General features: G+C 65.0%; 14 protein-coding genes. 4 read left to right on the top strand and 10 right to left on the bottom strand.

Annotated elements, in window-relative coordinates:
- Positions 1-42: 42 nt before the first annotated feature.
- The 4 genes from NMG46_RS20045 to hisS all read right to left on the bottom strand — a co-directional run bounded on the left by NMG46_RS20045 (position 43) and on the right by hisS (position 5,755).
- On the bottom strand, positions 43-1,809 hold the full coding sequence (locus tag NMG46_RS20045; protein ID WP_254819325.1) for an AMP-binding protein: 1,767 nt from the start codon (positions 1,807-1,809) through the stop codon (positions 43-45).
- Between the two features lie 398 nt (positions 1,810-2,207).
- Positions 2,208-2,909: an ATP phosphoribosyltransferase gene (gene hisG, locus NMG46_RS20040; protein WP_254819324.1), complete on the bottom strand. Its 702-nt coding sequence runs from the start codon at positions 2,907-2,909 to the stop codon at positions 2,208-2,210.
- Positions 2,906-4,024 carry an ATP phosphoribosyltransferase regulatory subunit gene (locus tag NMG46_RS20035; protein WP_254819323.1) on the bottom strand — a complete coding sequence of 373 codons (1,119 nt, stop codon included), beginning with the start codon at positions 4,022-4,024 and terminating at the stop codon, positions 2,906-2,908. Before NMG46_RS20035 ends, hisG begins: the two co-directional genes overlap by 4 nt.
- Before the next feature lie 171 nt (positions 4,025-4,195).
- A complete protein-coding gene (gene hisS / locus NMG46_RS20030; RefSeq protein WP_254819322.1) occupies positions 4,196-5,755 on the bottom strand; it encodes a histidine--tRNA ligase in 1,560 nt (519 codons plus the stop codon).
- Between the two features lie 228 nt (positions 5,756-5,983).
- Between hisS and NMG46_RS20025 the strand changes: the two genes are divergently transcribed.
- Positions 5,984-6,238, top strand: coding sequence for a hypothetical protein (locus tag NMG46_RS20025; protein ID WP_254819321.1), 255 nt, complete (start codon positions 5,984-5,986; stop codon positions 6,236-6,238).
- Positions 6,239-6,242: 4 nt separating this feature from the next.
- Here NMG46_RS20025 and NMG46_RS20020 read toward each other — a convergent pair whose 3' ends face one another.
- Positions 6,243-6,878 carry a DNA-3-methyladenine glycosylase I gene (locus NMG46_RS20020; protein WP_254819320.1) on the bottom strand — a complete coding sequence of 212 codons (636 nt, stop codon included), beginning with the start codon at positions 6,876-6,878 and terminating at the stop codon, positions 6,243-6,245.
- Positions 6,879-7,100: 222 nt separating this feature from the next.
- On the opposite strand from NMG46_RS20020, the gene NMG46_RS20015 reads away from it, so the two are divergent.
- Together NMG46_RS20015 and NMG46_RS20010 are read left to right on the top strand one after the other, a co-directional pair.
- The gene (locus NMG46_RS20015; RefSeq protein WP_254819319.1) at positions 7,101-7,835 is read left to right on the top strand and encodes a L,D-transpeptidase; all 735 of its coding nucleotides are present in this window, start codon (positions 7,101-7,103) and stop codon (positions 7,833-7,835) included.
- Positions 7,836-8,104: 269 nt separating this feature from the next.
- The gene (locus NMG46_RS20010) at positions 8,105-9,025 is read left to right on the top strand and encodes a bifunctional 5,10-methylenetetrahydrofolate dehydrogenase/5,10-methenyltetrahydrofolate cyclohydrolase (RefSeq protein WP_254819318.1); all 921 of its coding nucleotides are present in this window, start codon (positions 8,105-8,107) and stop codon (positions 9,023-9,025) included.
- A 12-nt stretch (positions 9,026-9,037) separates the two neighbouring features.
- Here NMG46_RS20010 and glcF read toward each other — a convergent pair whose 3' ends face one another.
- The 5 genes from glcF to NMG46_RS19985 all read right to left on the bottom strand — a co-directional run bounded on the left by glcF (position 9,038) and on the right by NMG46_RS19985 (position 15,266).
- Positions 9,038-10,369 (bottom strand): glycolate oxidase subunit GlcF, encoded by a 1,332-nt coding sequence (glcF, locus tag NMG46_RS20005; RefSeq protein WP_254819317.1) that lies wholly within the window; start codon positions 10,367-10,369, stop codon positions 9,038-9,040.
- 68 nt (positions 10,370-10,437) lie between these two features.
- Positions 10,438-10,821 carry a hypothetical protein gene (locus NMG46_RS20000; protein WP_254819316.1) on the bottom strand — a complete coding sequence of 128 codons (384 nt, stop codon included), beginning with the start codon at positions 10,819-10,821 and terminating at the stop codon, positions 10,438-10,440.
- Positions 10,818-12,074 carry an FAD-binding protein gene (locus NMG46_RS19995; RefSeq protein WP_254819315.1) on the bottom strand — a complete coding sequence of 419 codons (1,257 nt, stop codon included), beginning with the start codon at positions 12,072-12,074 and terminating at the stop codon, positions 10,818-10,820. Before NMG46_RS19995 ends, NMG46_RS20000 begins: the two co-directional genes overlap by 4 nt.
- A gap of 223 nt (positions 12,075-12,297) precedes the next feature.
- Positions 12,298-13,794: an FAD-linked oxidase C-terminal domain-containing protein gene (locus NMG46_RS19990; protein WP_254819314.1), complete on the bottom strand. Its 1,497-nt coding sequence runs from the start codon at positions 13,792-13,794 to the stop codon at positions 12,298-12,300.
- Between the two features lie 137 nt (positions 13,795-13,931).
- On the bottom strand, positions 13,932-15,266 hold the full coding sequence (locus NMG46_RS19985) for a DUF3422 family protein (RefSeq protein ID WP_254819313.1): 1,335 nt from the start codon (positions 15,264-15,266) through the stop codon (positions 13,932-13,934).
- A gap of 302 nt (positions 15,267-15,568) precedes the next feature.
- Between NMG46_RS19985 and NMG46_RS19980 the strand changes: the two genes are divergently transcribed.
- Positions 15,569-16,372: a FadR/GntR family transcriptional regulator gene (locus NMG46_RS19980; protein WP_254819312.1), complete on the top strand. Its 804-nt coding sequence runs from the start codon at positions 15,569-15,571 to the stop codon at positions 16,370-16,372.
- The last annotated feature ends 54 nt before the right edge of the window (positions 16,373-16,426 follow it).

Here is a 16,426-nt window from a genome sequence, read left to right as displayed (position 1 = left end):
TTGCCCAAACAACGCCTCCGTCACGCGTAGACGCAAGCCTTCTCACGCCGTCTTCTGCGTCACCAGTCCCAGTTCATCGATCATCGCCTGGCGCATCAGGAATTTCTGCGGCTTGCCGGTCACCGTCATCGGCAATTCGGTGCGGAAGCGGATGTAGCGCGGGATCTTGAAATGGGCGATCTGGCCGGCGCAGAAGGCCTTGATCTCCTGCTCGGTGGTGATCTGGCCGGGCTTCAGCACGATCCAGGCGCACAGCTCCTCGCCATATTTCGGGTCGGGTATGCCGAACACCTGCACCTCCTTGACCTTGGGGTGGCGATAGAGGAACTCCTCGACCTCGCGCGGATAGACGTTCTCGCCGCCGCGGATGACCATGTCCTTGACCCGGCCGACGATGTTGCAATAGCCGTCTGCGTCGATGGTGGCGAGGTCGCCGGTGTGCATCCAGCCCTCTGCGTCGATGGCCTCGCGGGTCTTCTGCTCGTCGTCCCAATAGCCCTTCATCACCGAATAGCCGCGCGTGCAGAGTTCGCCCGGCGCGCCGACCGCGACGGTGGCGCCTTCGGCGTCGATAGCCTTGACCTCGACATGCGGATGGACGCGGCCGACGGTTGAGACGCGCTTTTCCAAGGGGTCGTCGACGCTGCTCTGGAACGACACCGGGCTGGTCTCGGTCATGCCGTAGGCAATAGTCACCTCAGCCATGTGCATCAGCGACACCACCTTCTTCATCACCTCGATCGGGCATGGCGAGCCGGCCATGATGCCGGTGCGCAGGCTGGTGAGATCGAAGGAGGCGAACTCCGGGTGGTCGAGCAGGCCGACGAACATTGTCGGCACCCCGTAAAGCGCGGTGCAGCGTTCCGTTGCCACCGCCTTCAGCGTAGCGCCGGCATCGAACCCCTCGCTCGGGAAAACCATGGTCGCGCCCTTGGTGACGCAGCCCATCGTGCCCATCGACATGCCGAAGCAGTGGTAGAGCGGCACCGGGATGCACAGCAGGTCGTCGACGGTAAGCCGGATCGCCGCGGTGACGAAATTGCCGTTGTTGACGATGTTGTTGTGGGTCAGCGTCGCGCCCTTCGGCGCGCCGGTCGTGCCGCTGGTAAACTGGATATTGATGGCGTCGTCCGGTTTCAGCCCGTCGGAAATGCGGTCGAGCCGGTCATGCTCGTCGCGCCCGGCCATCGCCAGCACATCGGCGAAATTGAACATGCCCGGCGAACTCTCCTCGTCCATGCGGATGACGGTCTTCAACGCCGGCAGCTTGCTGGCGTCGAGCTTGCCGGGGGTGGCCGTGGCGATCTCCGGCGCCAGCGTTTCGATCATGCCGAGATAGTCGGAGCTCTTGAACTTGGCGGCGGTGACGAGCGCTCGGCAAGCCACCTTGTTCAAGGCATATTCCAGCTCGACCAGCCGGTAGGCCGGGTTGATGTTGACCAGGATCAGGCCGATGCGGGCGGTGGCGAACTGCGTCACCAGCCATTCCCAGCGGTTCGGCGACCAGATGCCGACGCGGTCGCCTTTCTCGAGGCCGAGCGCCAGGAAGCCGGCGGCCAGCGCATCGACGGTCTCCGAGAGTTCCTCCCAGGTAAAGCGCTTGTCCTGCTCGACGAAGACGGCGGCATCGAGCGTGCCGTATTTGCTGACCGTATCGGCAAACAGCGCCGGGATCGTCAGGTTGAGCAGCGGCACGCTGCGCTCGCCCGAGACATGCGCCGTGCCGTCGACCGGCGCAATGAACGAGCCGCCGTCGCGCTTGCCGCGCAGGCTGGTGGCATTCTTCAACTCGTCGAGATTGATCGGCATCGCCGTGTCCTCCGCAGACCAGCCGAGCCTATCAGCCCCGCGGGGTGGTGGAAATCCCGTCGATGGTGGGGCTTGCGCTGGAACTCGCCTGTCGGGGCCAAAAACAAAAAACCCGCCTTGGCGGGCGGGTCTTCAGGGCCAATTAGCACCATAGCGAGATTAGTAGCATAGCTGCCGGCACAAAGCAAGAACAAAGTTCCTGTATGTCAGGAAATTGCTTCGGGTCGGCGTAGCTGCCTATCTCCCCCCTCGAGGGGGAGATGCCCGGCAGGCCAGAAGGGGTCGCCCCGCGTGGAGCTCCAGCCTGTTCTGTCGGTCAGGAGAGTCGCGTCAAGACGTACCGACCCCCTCTGTCGCCTTCGGCGACATCTCCCCCTCAAGGGGGGAGATCGGCGGCGTCAGCCTGTCTCCACCGCCGCCATCCTGCCCGCAATATCGCGCAACACGGCCTCGTCCGCCGCCGCCCGCGCCTTCCGCGATGCGACGAGACAGGCCTGCGAGCGCAGGATGAGACCGTCGGCCAGCACCTTGAGATGGTTGGCGCGCAGCGTCGAGCCTGATGTGGTGATGTCGACGACGATATCGGCCAACCCGGCCGCCGGCGCGCCTTCGGTGGCGCCCAGGCTTTCGACGATGCGATAGACCTGGATGCCGTGCTTTTGCGAAAAGAACTGCTGGGTCAGGCGCCAGTATTTGGTGGCGATCCTGAGCCGCCGGCCATGGCGCTGGCGGAAGTCGGCGGCGACGTCGTCGAGGTCCGCCATGGTGTCGACATCGAGCCAGATGTCGGGCACGGCGACGACGACATCGGCATTGCCGAAACCGAGGCGGGCGATGATTTCGGCGCGCGCCTCGCAATCGGCAAGGTTTTCGCGAAGCAGATCCTCGCCGGTGATGCCGAGATCGACCGAGCCCTGGCCGATTTCGCCCGCGATCTCGGAGGCCGACAGGAACGCTATCTCGACGCCGTCCATGCCATCGATACGGGCGCGGTATTTGCGCTCATCGCCGGGCAGGCTGACGGCAAGCCCGGCCTTGGCCAGCACCTCCAGCGCCTGCTCCTTGAGCCGGCCCTTCGACGGCAGCGCCAGCGTGATCATGGCGCCTTCTCCCGCAGCGCCTCGATGCGGTCGAGCCAGACGGAAAAACCGACGCCTGGGATCGGCGTTTTTGCGCCGAGCAGCGTCAGCAGCCGGTCGTAGCGGCCACCACCGGCGAGCGGCCGGTCGCCGCCTTGCGCCGCGATCTCGAAGACCAGGCCGGTGTAATAATCGAGCGGGCGGCCGAAGGCAGCGTCGTAGCGGATTTCAGACATCGGCAGGCCGAGGCTTGCGATGGCCGCGGCGCGGGCGGCAAAATTGTCCAGCGCGGCACCCAGCGAAAGGCCGGCATCGGCGGCAAAGCTTTCGAGCGCCCCGGCGGCGCTATCGAGCGGCACGTCGATGGCCAGAAACCCCTTCAGCGCCGCAAATGCCTCGTTCGACAGCCGCACGCTGCGCAATTCGGCCTTCTCGACCAGGCGCCGCGCGATTTCGGAGGGCGAACGCCCGGCCGTTGCCGACAGGCCGGCCTCTTCCATGCCGCCGGCGATATGCGCCGAAAGAGCGTCCAGATCGCCATCAAGGACAAGGGCGGCGACCGCGCCGGCGAGCTGGCTGTTGCGCGGCGGATTGGCGAGGTCGGCAAGGGCTGCCTCCAGCATCGCCGCCGAGCCGAAGGCGCGCGCCAGCCGCATGCGCCAGCCGCGCGGCAGGCCAAGTGCTGCCAGCACTGCCTCGAAAATGGTCTGGTCGCCGAGCGTGACCACCAGCTCGCGGCCGGGCAGCACCAACGAGAGCAGCGCATGCGCATCGGCCAGCGAACGGGCGTCGGCGGCGGCCGTGTCGCGGTCACCGAGGTCCTCTATACCGGCCTGGAAGAATTCGTTGCCGCCCTCGCGGCGCTGGCGAAACACCTCGCCGAGATAGGAATAGCGGCGCGGCGTGCCGGCCTGGCTGGCAATATGGTCGAGGCAGACCGGAATGGTGAATTCCGGCCGCAGGCAGAGCGTCTGCCCGGTCTCGCTTTCAGTGAGAAAGATGCGACGCCGCAAATCCTCGCCGGCCATGTCGAGGAATGGGTCGGCCGGCTGAAGCACGGCGACTTCGACCGCATGGGTGTTGCGCGCGGCGAAGAGCGTCGCGATGTCGGATGCGATGGCGGGGCGGGAGGTCATCGCAGGCGCCCTTCCCTTCTCCCCTTGTGGGAGAAGGTGGATTGGCGCGAAGCGCCAAGACGGATGATGGGTGCCGGAAGAAATGAGGCGTCGGCGTTCCCTGGAACACCCCTCATCCGACCGAGCTTCGCTCGGCCACCTTCTCCCACAAGGGGAGAAGGGAGTGGCGCCCTACTTGCCACGCGCCCGCTCCTCGGCCTGCGCCGCAAGTATCTTCTTCACTTCGGCAACCAGTTCACTCTCCGCCACCGTCACCTGCGCCGGCCGTGCCGCGCGCCATTCGGCGTTATCGGCGATCTCGGCCGACATCCGTGCGCCCTCGATCAGGTCCTTGATCTGCACCTCGCCCTTGGCGCGCTCGTCGCCGCCCTGGATGACAGCGACGGGGCTGCCGCGGCGGTCGGCGTATTTCAGCTGCGCCTTCATGCCGGCGCCGCCGAGATACATTTCCGAGCGGATGCCGGCGGCGCGCAGCTCGGCCACCATCTTCTGGTAGCGGCTGAGGCTTTCCGTATCCTTGTCCATGGTCAGCACGACGACCGGCGCGATGACATCGGAAGTATCGAGCTTGCCCAGGTTCTTCAGCGCCGTCATCAGCCGTGAGACGCCGATGGAAAAACCTGTCGCCGGCACCGGCTCGCCACGGAAGCGCGAGACGAGACCGTCATAACGTCCGCCGCCGCCGACCGAACCGAAGCGCACGATCTGGCCGTCCTCATTGGGGATTTCGGCCAGCAGCTCGGCCTCGTAGACCGGGCCGGTGTAATATTCGAGGCCACGCACGACGGAGGGGTCGATGCGAATGCGATCCTCACCGTAGCCGCTTTGTGCGACCATGGTTCTTATCTGCTCCAACTCTGCAAGACCCTCAACAAACGAGGCGTTCGTGATGCCCAGATGTTCGAGTTTCCTTTCCTCGAAAAGATTGCTGACACCGGGGTTGATGGATCCCAGTGTCTGGACAATTTTTTCGGGATCATGCTGCGCCATGACTGTGAAATAGCTGATGACAACGTCGATTTGCGTATTGTCCAGCCCGGCGCCCTTGGTGAAATCACCGCTCTCGTCCTTGCGCCCGGCGCCCAAAAGCAGGCGCACGCCCTCGACGCCGAGCTTGTCCAGCTTGTCGATCGCCCGCAGCACCGTCAACCGGCGCCCGGCATTTTCGTCACCGCCGAGGCCGATCGCCTCCAGCACGCCGTCGAGCACTTTTCGGTTGTTGACACGGATGACGTAGTCGCCGCGCTTGATGCCGAGCGCCTCCATCACGTCCGCCATCATCATCGCCATCTCGGCATCGGCCGCAACGCCCGGGGTGCCCACAGTATCGGCGTCGAACTGCATGAACTGGCGGAAGCGGCCGGGACCGGGCTTCTCGTTGCGGAACACCCAGCCGGAGCGATAGCTGCGATAGGGTTTCGGCAGGCGCTCGTAATTCTCGGCGACGAAGCGCGCCATCGGCGCGGTCAAATCGTAGCGCAGCGACAGCCACTGGTCGTCGTCGTCCTGGAACGAGAACACGCCCTCGTTCGGCCGGTCCTGGTCTGGCAAAAATTTGCCGAGCGCGTCGGTATATTCGATGAGCGGCTGGTCGACCGGCTCGAAACCGTAGAGCTCGAAGACCGAGCGGATCGTCGCCATCATCTTCTCGACGGCGCGCAGGTCGTCGGCGCTGCGGTCGACAAAGCCGCGCGGCAGCCGCGCTTTCATCTTTTCGGATTTGTCGGCCATGGGATGGGTACTCGGTGTTTCGTGGCGCTCCGGGGATCGGTTAAATATCCGATTTCCACGGCGCGGGTGTCCTAACCGATGCAGCCGGGAGCGGCAAGGGTTTGCACTTCTCCTTCCCCCTTGTGGGAGAAGGCAAGAAAAAGAAGCTGAAACAATTGCGCCATGCGCGCGGCATCGTGCAGACACAATCCGGGCCGATAAGCGCGCCGAAACAAGGGGTTCGGGCCCATGGCCACGCTACAGAAGTTCGACATCATCGATAGCGGCGCACGCGACGCCTCGGTCCGGCTGCGGCCGGCCGACAATCATTCGCCGAAGGCGACGAAGCAATTCGCGGGACCGTTCGAGATCGCGGCGCAACAGCGCAACGGGCCGACCATGCGCGACGTGCTGATAACCGGCCTGCTGGTGATCTATCCGGTGTTCGCCGCGCTGGCGGCCATCCTCGCCGGGTTTTTCCTCGCCGGCGCCGGCGGCGCCTGAGCCGCTATTTCGGCCGCTTGAAGGCTTTCCGCTCCGCCTCGACCGGCTCGCGGCAGACGCAGCCCTCGAGATGGTCGTTGACCAGCCCCATCGCCTGCATGAAGGCGTAGACGGTGGTCGGACCGACAAAGCTCCAGCCGCGCTTCTTCAGCTCCTTCGAAATGCGAACCGAGACGGCCGTCGTCGGGTTGGCGCGCAGATGGGCGAGATCGACGATCTCGGGCCGCTCGTCGGGGCCGGGCTCGAAGTTCCAGAACCATGCCGCCAGCGAGCCGACCTCGTCGATGAGCTCGCGGGCGCGTCTGGCGTTGTTGATGGTCGACACGATCTTGCCGCGATGGCGGATGATGCCGGCATTGCCGAGCAGGCGCTCGACATCGGCGTCGGTGAAGGCGGCGATCTTGTCGACATCGAAGCCGGCGAAGGCCTCGCGAAAATTGTCGCGCTTGCGCAATATGGTCAGCCAGGACAGGCCCGACTGGAAACCCTCGAGGCAGATCTTCTCGAACAGGCGGCGATCGTCGGCGACCGGCCGGCCCCATTCGTGGTCGTGGTAGTGCAGATAATCCGGCAGGTTGCCGTGCCAGAAGCAGCGGGCGACGCCGTCGGGACCGGCAAGCAGACCTGTCTTTTCGTCCATGGCGGAATTCCGTTCTTGTCCTGGCGTTAACGCGTTTTGACGTGGCCTTTACCGTGGCTTTACCAGATTCCTGAACCGGGCGGTAACCACACCAAAAGCTTTACTGACAGATCGGCATTTTACGCATTCCGATTCATGTTTCGGTGGCCGCTTCGCGCTCATTGTCGGCGAAATCGGGGAGGCTTTGCACCCCGGCATGTTCGACGATCAAGGTGCGTTGCGATGAAGACATTCTTGTTCCCACTGTTCGGCGCCGCCGCCGTGCTTGCCGCCGGTGCCGCCAATGCCAACGACCGCTATGCCGAGAGGCCGCCGGTGGTGGTCAGTCCCGACCTTTCGGCGCCCTGGGTGCTGCAGCTCGGCCATGCGCCGGGCATCGTGCGGCAGAGCCGGCAAGAGGCGCAGCCGCAACGGCGCTATCGGCGCCAGGCCGAACCCGATCAGCTGCGCACCGCAGCGGTGCAGGCACCGGCCAAGCGCATGATCATGCGGCCGCAGATCGACCCGATCTATCTGCCGCAGGAAGTCGCCTATGACGGCCCGCAGAAGCCGGGCACGATCGTCATCGATACGCGAGAGAATTTCCTCTATCTGGTCGAGAAGAACGGCAAGGCGCGGCGTTATGGCGTCGGCACCGGCAAGCCGGGCTTCGAATGGTCCGGCACCCACAAGATCACCAACAAGCGCGTCTGGCCGGACTGGCGGCCGCCGGCGGTGATGATCGCCCGCGAGGCCGCCAAGGGCCGTTATCTGCCGACCTATCTCGCCGGCGGCATGGAAAACCCGCTCGGCGCACGCGCGCTCTATCTCGGCTCGACCGAGTACCGTATCCACGGCACCAATCAGCCCTGGACGATCGGCGGCGCGGTGTCGTCGGGCTGCATCCGCATGCGCAACGAGGACGTGGTCGACCTTTACGAGCGGGTCAATGTTGGCACGACGGTTGTAGTGATGTAATCTGCGGTTGACCTCACCGATGATTCTGCTCAGAAGCCTCGGGAGTATTGAATAACGGGGGACGGGCCGTGTGGGGATGCGGCCAGTCACGAAAGGGCAGCGCGGCAAGCCGTGCTGCCCTTTTTGTTTCCGCCAACGCCAGCAAGAATTGACGGGAAGATTTCGCCGGCACGTCGCGCGACCGGCATGGCGGTTCGTTTTTCGCACTGCCTTTTCGCGGTTGCTTTGCTATGTGGCGGCTAAAAGTTCCAGACAAAGGCCCTATCTCGATGACCCTCTCCGACGACAGCCGCTATCTCCGAGGCGGCCCGGTGGCCCAACGCATCATCGCCGGCGTGCGCGAGGACGCGGCGATCGCCACCGCCGAAGGCTTTCCGCCCAAGCTGGTGTCGATCACCGTCGGCGACACGGCGGCGGTCGACGTCTATGTCCGCAACCAGCGCGCCAAGGCGGGGCTTGCCGGCATCGGCTTCGAGGAAAGGCGCTTTCGCGCCGACATCACCGCCGGCGAACTCGAAGCGGCGATCCACGGCCTCAACGCCGACCCGCGCGTCACCGGCATCATCATCCAGCGACCGGTGCCGGTGCACATCCCGATCAAGACGCTGCAGGCGGCGGTGCATCCGCTCAAGGACGTCGAAGGCATGCATCCGGCCTCGATCGGCAACATCGTCTACAACCAGCTCGATCTGGCGCCCTGCACGGCGGCTGCCTCGGTCGAACTGCTCAAGGAAACCGGCCTCGACCTCAAGGGGCTCGAAGTGGTGGTCGTCGGCCATTCCGAGATCGTCGGCAAGCCGATCGCTTTCCTTTTGATGAGCGAAGGCGCGACGGTGACGGTCTGCCATCACATGACGCGCTCGGTGGCGGCACACGCACGCCGCGCCGACGCGCTGTTCGTGGCCGTCGGCAAGCCGCGGCTGATCAAGGCCGACATGGTCAAGCCGGGCGCCGCCGTGATTGATATCGGCATCAATTCGGGAATCGGGCCGGATGGCGAGAGCCGCATCGTCGGCGACGTCGATGCCGAGAGCGTCAGGCATGTCGCGTCGTGGATCACGCCGGTGCCTGGTGGCGTCGGCCCGATCACCGTGGCGATCCTGCTGCGCAACACGATGGTGGCGCTCAGCCGCCAGCGCGCCCGCTACCAGGCAACCTACGGCACGGCGGACAGACTGGCGGCGGAGTAGACGACTGGCGGATCACTCAGCCGCGACAACCGCCCTCTCTTCGCGAACGCCTTCGGGCTTCGGCCCGCCATAGGCCCAGTCGAGCAGCTTTATCGTATGGACCACCGGCAGCTTCGCGGCAGAGGCGATCTGGGTGATGCAGCCGATATTGCCGGTGGCGATGATGTCAGCACCGGTAGCCTCGATATTCCTGACCTTGCGGTCGCGCAGCGTCGCCGAAATCCCGGGCTGCAGGATGTTGTAAGTGCCGGCCGAACCGCAGCAGAGATGCCCTTCGCGCGGCTCGCGCACGACGAAGCCGGCTTTGGCCAGAAGCTCCTTCGGCTGGCGGGTGATCTTCTGGCCATGCTGCATCGAGCAGGCCGAGTGATAGGCGACAATGGTGCCCGGCTTGCGCACCGGCTCGGGCAGGTCGAGGCTCACGAGATATTCGGTGATGTCCTTGGCCAGCGCCGAGACGCGCGCCGCCTTGCCGGCATAGGCCGGATCGAGGCGCATCATGAAGCCGTAATCCTTGATCGTGGTGCCACAACCTGACGCGGTGATGACGATGGCATCGAGCCCGCCTTGCTCGATGGCGCGCGTCCAGGCATCGACATTCTGCCTGGCCGACGTCAGGGCAGCCGCCTCGCGGCCCATGTGATGCACAAGCGCGCCGCAGCAGCCTTCGCCTTCGGGTACGACGACCTCGACACCGAGCCTGGTCAGCAGCGAGATCGTTGTGTCGTTGATGCCGGGATCGAGCACGGATTGCGCGCAGCCGGTGAGGATGGCGACGCGGCCATTTTTCTTCGGGCCCTGCCCCGCATGGACGCCCCGCGAGGCCATCGGCGAGACTGCCGGGACCGACGCGGGTGCGAGCTTGAGCATGGCGCCCAGAGGCCTCAAGGCCTGGATTTTCTCAAACAGGCCGGCGAATGGCTGGCCGAGCTTCGCCAGCTTGAGCGCCGCGCGGAAACGCAAGGGATAAGGCAGCACGAAGGCCAGCATGGCGCGGGTCAGACGATCGGCCAGAGGACGCTTGTAGGTCTCCTCGATGTGGGCGCGGGCATGATCGACCAGATGCATGTAGTTGACGCCCGACGGGCAGGTGGTCATGCAGGCGAGGCAGGACAGACAGCGGTCGATATGGGTGACGATCTCCTTGTCGGCCGACCGGCCGTTCTCCAGCATGTCCTTGATCAGGTAAATCCGGCCGCGCGGCGAATCCAGTTCGTTGCCGAGCGTCACATAAGTCGGGCAGGTGGCGGTGCAGAAGCCGCAATGCACGCATTTGCGCAGGATCTTTTCCGATTCCGCGACATGCGGATCGGCAAGCTGGGCAGCTGAGAAATTGGTCTGCACGTAAACAAATCCTTACCGTTTGAGCATGATCTTTTCCCAAAACCGGTACCCACGTTTGGGGATCACGCTCATAATCCTAGAAACCAGCTTTCCGGGTTCTTGACCGCTTCGCCGCGCTGCAGCGCCTGCAGGCCGAGAATGCAGCGGGCGATGAACCAGACGGCGACGGCGAAAATCAGCACGACACCGATGACCACGATCATCAGCAGCGCCGAGATCAGTGCATAGAGCAGGCCGATCCAGAAGGTGCGGATCAGGAATGTGTAATGGCTCTCGACGAAGCCGCCGGCCTTGCCGCGGTTGATATAGGCCAGGACGATGCCGACAATGCCGCTGACGCCGATAGCTAGGCCGGCGAGATAGAGGATGTAGATGACCAGCGCGTTGGTCGGGCCGGGCTCTAGCCAGCGGTCGGTCTGGCGTGACGTACCGTTTTGGCCTGGATCGCTCATTGGGCTCCTCCCTCGGTTGCCGCGGCGAGAGTAGCAGAGCCTGCGCCCGCCGCCATACGGCCGGGATTGAGGATATTCTTCGGGTCGAATTCGGCCTTCAGCCGCGCCGACAGTGCTGCCAGTTGCGGCGCTTGCGGTTCGAACACGGGAACGGCAGCGCGGTGCGAGGGGGTTGCGCGCACCAGCGTCGCATGGCCGCCACCATGTCTTCTGATGAGGCCGCGCAACAGGCCGGCCTCGGGATCGTCCTGCTGCATGCGCAGCCAGATCAGCCCGCCCTGCCAATCGTAGAAGGCATCGACCGCGGCCTGCATGCGCAGCGCCAGCACCATCTGGTGGCCCTGTGACGGCGCCATCGAGACGCGCCACACAGGCCTTCCGCCGCCACCGGCGAACGGCGCGCAGTCGCGGATGTCACGCCAGACCGAATACGATACCGGACCGGAAATCTCCTGCAGCGGCCCAGCGTCTTTCAGCAGGTCTTTCAGCGCGGCAATGCGGTAGGCGACCGACGGGCCGAAGCCCTCGATGCGCAGCAGCGTCGCCGCATCGCTGCCGAGACTGCCGTCAGCAACCCTAGCTGCGACCCGTTCGGGAAGATGGGCAGCGCTCGACACCTCCGCGCTGGAACCGAGCGCCAGCGCCATGGCGGCGGCGGCGTGATCGTCGAGCAGGCCGCGAATGGCGAGCGTGACTTCGGTCTCGGCGGCAGGCAGCACCTTGAAGGTGACGTCGGTGAACACCGCCAGCGTGCCCCAGCTGTTGGCCATCAGCTTGGACAGATCATAGCCGGTGACGTTCTTGACCACGCGGCCGCCGGACTTGAAGGCCTCGCCGCGCCCGGAAACGGCAGATATGCCGAGAATGTGGTCGCGCGCAGCACCGGCCTTCAGCCGGCGCGGGCCGGAAAGGTTCGCGGCAAGCACGCCGCCGATGGTGCCTCGTCCCGGCTCGCCGCCGAGCAGCGGGCCGTAATCCATCGGTTCGAAGGCCAGTTGCTGGCCGTTTTCGGCAAGCAGGCATTCGATCTCGGCCAGCCGCGTCCCGGCCTTCGCCGACAGCACCAGTTCGGCCGGCTCGTAGAGCGTGACGCCGGAGAGTTTGGAAAGGTCGAGCGTATGCTCGCTCTGCTGCGGCCGGCCGATGCCGCGCTTGGAACCATGGCCGAGGATTTCGAGCGGCGAGTCTTCGGCGGCTGCCCAAGCGACGGTGGAGTGGGTTTCCGCTGATGTGGTCGGGGTGAAGGTGGTCATGCGGCAGAACCACCAGTCGTAAATGACGAGAAGCCGCGATCCTTCCCACCCCCCTCTGTCCTGCCGGACATCTCCCCCGCAAGGGGGGAGATCGGATGTCGCTTAGGCTTTCGCCAACCATCAACGCTTGAAGGCGAGCAGGACGTTGAAGCAGCCAATCTCCCCCCTTGCGGGGGAGATGTCCGGCAGGACAGAGGGGGGTGTCCAAGCGCCAACATACCCCTCAAAACCTCGGAATGTCCGGAAACGCCACTTGCCCGCGATGCACGTGCATTCGCCCGAGTTCGGCGCATCGCCTCAGCTGAGGAAACACCTTGCCCGGGTTGAGCAGATGGTTGGGGTCGAACGCGCATTTGACCCGCATCTGCTGGTCGAGGTCGATCTGGCTGAACATTTCCGGCATCAGGTCGCGCTTCTCGACGCCGACCCCGTGCTCGCCGGTCAGCACGCCGCCGACCTTGACGCAGAGCCGCAATATGTCGGCGCCGAAACTCTCCGCCTTCTCGAGTTCGCCCGGCACATTGGCGTCGTAGAGGATGAGCGGGTGCAGATTGCCGTCGCCCGCGTGGAAGACATTGGCGACGCCGAGCCCGTATTTCTCCGACAGTTCGCGCATGCCGGCTAGCACGCGCGGCAGTTCCTTGCGCGGTATGGTGCCGTCCATGCAGTAATAGTCGGGCGAGATGCGGCCGACCGCCGGGAAAGCCGCCTTGCGGCCGGCCCAGAAACTCAGCCGCTCCTGCTCCGATTGCGAAATGCGGCATGTGGTCGAGCCGTTCCTATAGGCGATGGCTTCGACCAGGCCGATCAGGTGATCGACCTCGACACCCGGCCCGTCCAGTTCGACGATCAGCAGCGCCTCGACATCTCGGGGATAGCCGGCATGGACGAAATCCTCCGCGGCGCGGATGGCCGGACGGTCCATCATCTCCATGCCGCCCGGGATGATGCCGGCGCCGATGATGTCGGCGACGCATTGGCCGGCCTGCTCGCTGGTCGGGAAGCCGATCAGCAGGGCACGCGCCGTCTCCGGCTTCTTCAGGATACGCACGGTAACCTCGGTGACGACGCCGAGCAGTCCTTCGGAGCCGGTCATAACGCCGAGCAGGTCGTAGCCTTCCGCGTCGAGATGGCTGCCGCCGAGGCGCACCACCTCGCCATTCATCAGCACCATCTCGATGCCGAGCACATTGTTGGCGGTGAGACCGTATTTCAGGCAGTGCACGCCGCCGGAATTTTCCGCGACATTGCCGCCGATCGAGCAGGCGATCTGGGAGGATGGATCGGGGGCGTAATAGAAGCCCTCCTGCTCGACGGCGGTGGTGATACCGAGATTGGTAACGCCGGGCTGGGCGACGACGACGCGGTTCTGAAAATCGATCTCGAGGATCCGGTTGAAGCGGCTCATGACCAGCAGCACCGCGTCCTGGAGCGGCAGCGCGCCGCCGGACAGCGAGGTGCCGGAACCGCGCGGCACAACGCGGATGTTGCGATCGCTGCAATATTTCAATACGCGCGACACCTGCGCCACGGTCTGCGGCAGCACCACGACGAGCGGCAATTGCCGGTAGGCGGTGAGCCCGTCGCTCTCGAAGGCGCGCATGGCATTGGCGGCGTCGACGACGCCCTCGCCCGGCACGATGATGCGCATATCGGCGACGATCTCGTCGCGCCGGCGCATCGTGGTGCCGTCTGGTTTCGGCATGGCAAGGCCGGACATCGACAGCCTCCTTCAGATCGACTGGTAAAAATCTTTTACCAGCGACGGTGGTCGGTTGCAAATGCCGTGTTGGCCGAGTTGGGAGGCCTATGGCCGGGACAGCCTTCCGCAGCGGCAATGTGCCGCTCCGCCCTTCACTATTCGCCGGGCTGCTTGCCTGGTTCGGAGTGCATGCGGCGGACGCGGCGCACGCCCCACCAGACGAGCACGACGGCGAGCGGCACCGAGGCGGCGGTGACCATTTCCGGCGCAAAGGCATGGCCGAAGATCGAGGCGCCCTTGGCGACGTAGCCGATGAGGCCGACGACATAGTAGGAGACAGCGGCGACCGAGAGGCCCTCCACCGTCTGCTGCAGCCGCAATTGCAGGCGGGCACGATTGTTCATCGATGCCAAGAGATCGCGGTTCTGCTTCTCGACCTCGACGTCAACCCAGGTGCGCAGCAGCGTGGTGGCACGGGTGAGCTTCGTCGACAGGTTGGCCTGACGCTCCTCGACCGAACGGCAGGTACGCATCGCCGGCGCCACGCGGCGCTGCAGAAAACCGCCCCAGGTGTCGTAGCCGGGCACCGCCTCTTCGTCGAGCGCTTCCAGCCGTTCGCGCACGATGCCATCATAGGCGCGGCTGGCGCCGAAGCGGTAGAGGCTGGAGGCGGCATCGGCCTCCAACTCGGCAGCCAGTTCGGTCAAGTCGGCAAGTAGCGTCTGGCTGTCGCGGGTCTCGGCGACCTTCATTTCCAGCGTGGTCTGAGCCAGCCTGTCTTCGATGCGGCGGGCGCGACCGGACAGCGTCAGCGCCAGCGGCAACCCGAGCATGGCCAGCGTGCGATAGGTCTCGATGTCGATCAGCCGCTGTGACAGTGCCCCGGTGCGCGCCGGGGTCAGGCCGCGGTCGAGCATCAGCATGCGGGTCAAGCCGTCGCCATCCTGGCGGAAATCGGTGACGATGGCCGCGTTGCCGCGCTCGACCAGCGAGTAGCACAGGCTGGTCGGGTCGAAACCGGCGATCAGTTTTTCGTTCGCCGGCGTCCATTTGCGGATTTCCAGCCTAATGCCGGAAATCACCGTGCCCGGCGGCGAAAACCCGTTGCCGAAGGGTGTGTCTTCTTGCCCTCTGCCGTTTTCGGCGAGCGGTCCTTCCCAGAGGTAGGTCGAGAACTCCGTGTGCCGTTCCCAGCGTAGCGAGCCCTTGCCCCATTTCATCGCGTGGTGGCGGGCGTGGGGGTCGGGCGCGGCGATGCCGAGGCGTCGCGACAATTCGGAAAGCACGGCCTGATCGACGCCGGATCCAGCTTCGGTCATGAAGGAAAGCTGCACCAGCACGCGCGGCTTTTCGACCAGCGGATGCGGCCGGGCGTGGACCTCGCCGAGCGCGCCCGGCCGACCTTCATGCGCCGGAAAGCCCATGACGCTGCCGCCCACGGCTTTGGCGCGCAGCTGGAATTCGAGGTTGGACGGGTCGGCGTCTGGCACGGCTGGTCCCCCCGGGCTTCTCTGAGCCCTTTTTGGCAATGATGTCTCTCTTGTTCACGGAAACGCCGAACCGCTCTATCTCTTTGATTCTGCGCAATTCCGGACGAAAAACCGTTTCACACTTTTCCTGGAATTGCTCTAGAGGCAATCGCCAGAGGACGCAAACGGCCAGTTTAGCTTACGCTGATATGAAGCCGCGGCAGTGAACGGGCCCGGCCCCGGCGAATTGGATAAATAATTTGACCAGTTGGCGACGCTGGCTTTATCTTGCGCGACTTCGGTTCAACCCCCAGGCACCCCGTTTGAGCGACATTTTCTCCCGGATCGAGCATTCGCGCACCGCCGACGAGGTGGTGCAGCAGATCGAGAGCCTGATCCTCGAAGGCGTGCTGCGCACCGGCGACCGGCTGCCGGGCGAGCGCGAGCTGGCGCGGCAGTTCGAGGTGTCGCGGCCGATCCTGCGCGATGCCTTGAAAGCCTTGGAAGGGCGCGGGCTGTTGACGACACGGCCAGGCGGCGGCACCCATGTCGCCGATGTCATCGGCCAGCTGTTCACCAAGCCGGTGACCGACCTGATCTCGATGCATCGCAAGGCGGTGACCGACTATCTGGAGTACCGCCGCGAGATCGAGGCGGTGGCTGCCGAATATGCGGCGCGGCGTGCCACATCGGACGATCTGGCGCTGCTCGACCGCATCATGGCGCGCATGGACGAGGCGCACCGGACCGCCAATTTCGACGACGAGGCGGAAATCGACATCGAGTTCCATCACGCGATCTGCGAATGCGCGCACAACATCATCCTGCTGCACACGCTGCGCTCCTGTTATCGGCTGCTGTCGGAAGGCGTGTTCCAGAACCGGCGGCTGGTGTTCAACGTGCCGGGCGCGCGCGAGGCGCTGCTTTCGCAGCACCGGGCAATCTATGCGGCGGTCAAGGCCGGCGATCCGGCTGCGGCGCGGCAGGCGGCGATGGACCACATCTCCTACGTCGAACGATCGATGGCCGAGGCCGAGCGCAGCGGCGACTGGCAGCGCGTGTCGCGGCTGAGGCTCAGGCAACGCTCCGAGCCCGGTGACGGTGAGGCGGCAAGAAAACAGCCGTAGGCCCCGCCCAGAAAATCCAACCACGAACCAGCGAAGAACCAGCGGAAAAAGATC

The organism is Mesorhizobium sp. LMG 17147, assembly GCF_024297145.1.
Taxonomy (GTDB): domain Bacteria; phylum Pseudomonadota; class Alphaproteobacteria; order Rhizobiales; family Rhizobiaceae; genus Mesorhizobium.
This window is presented reverse-complemented; position numbering and strand designations above follow the sequence as displayed.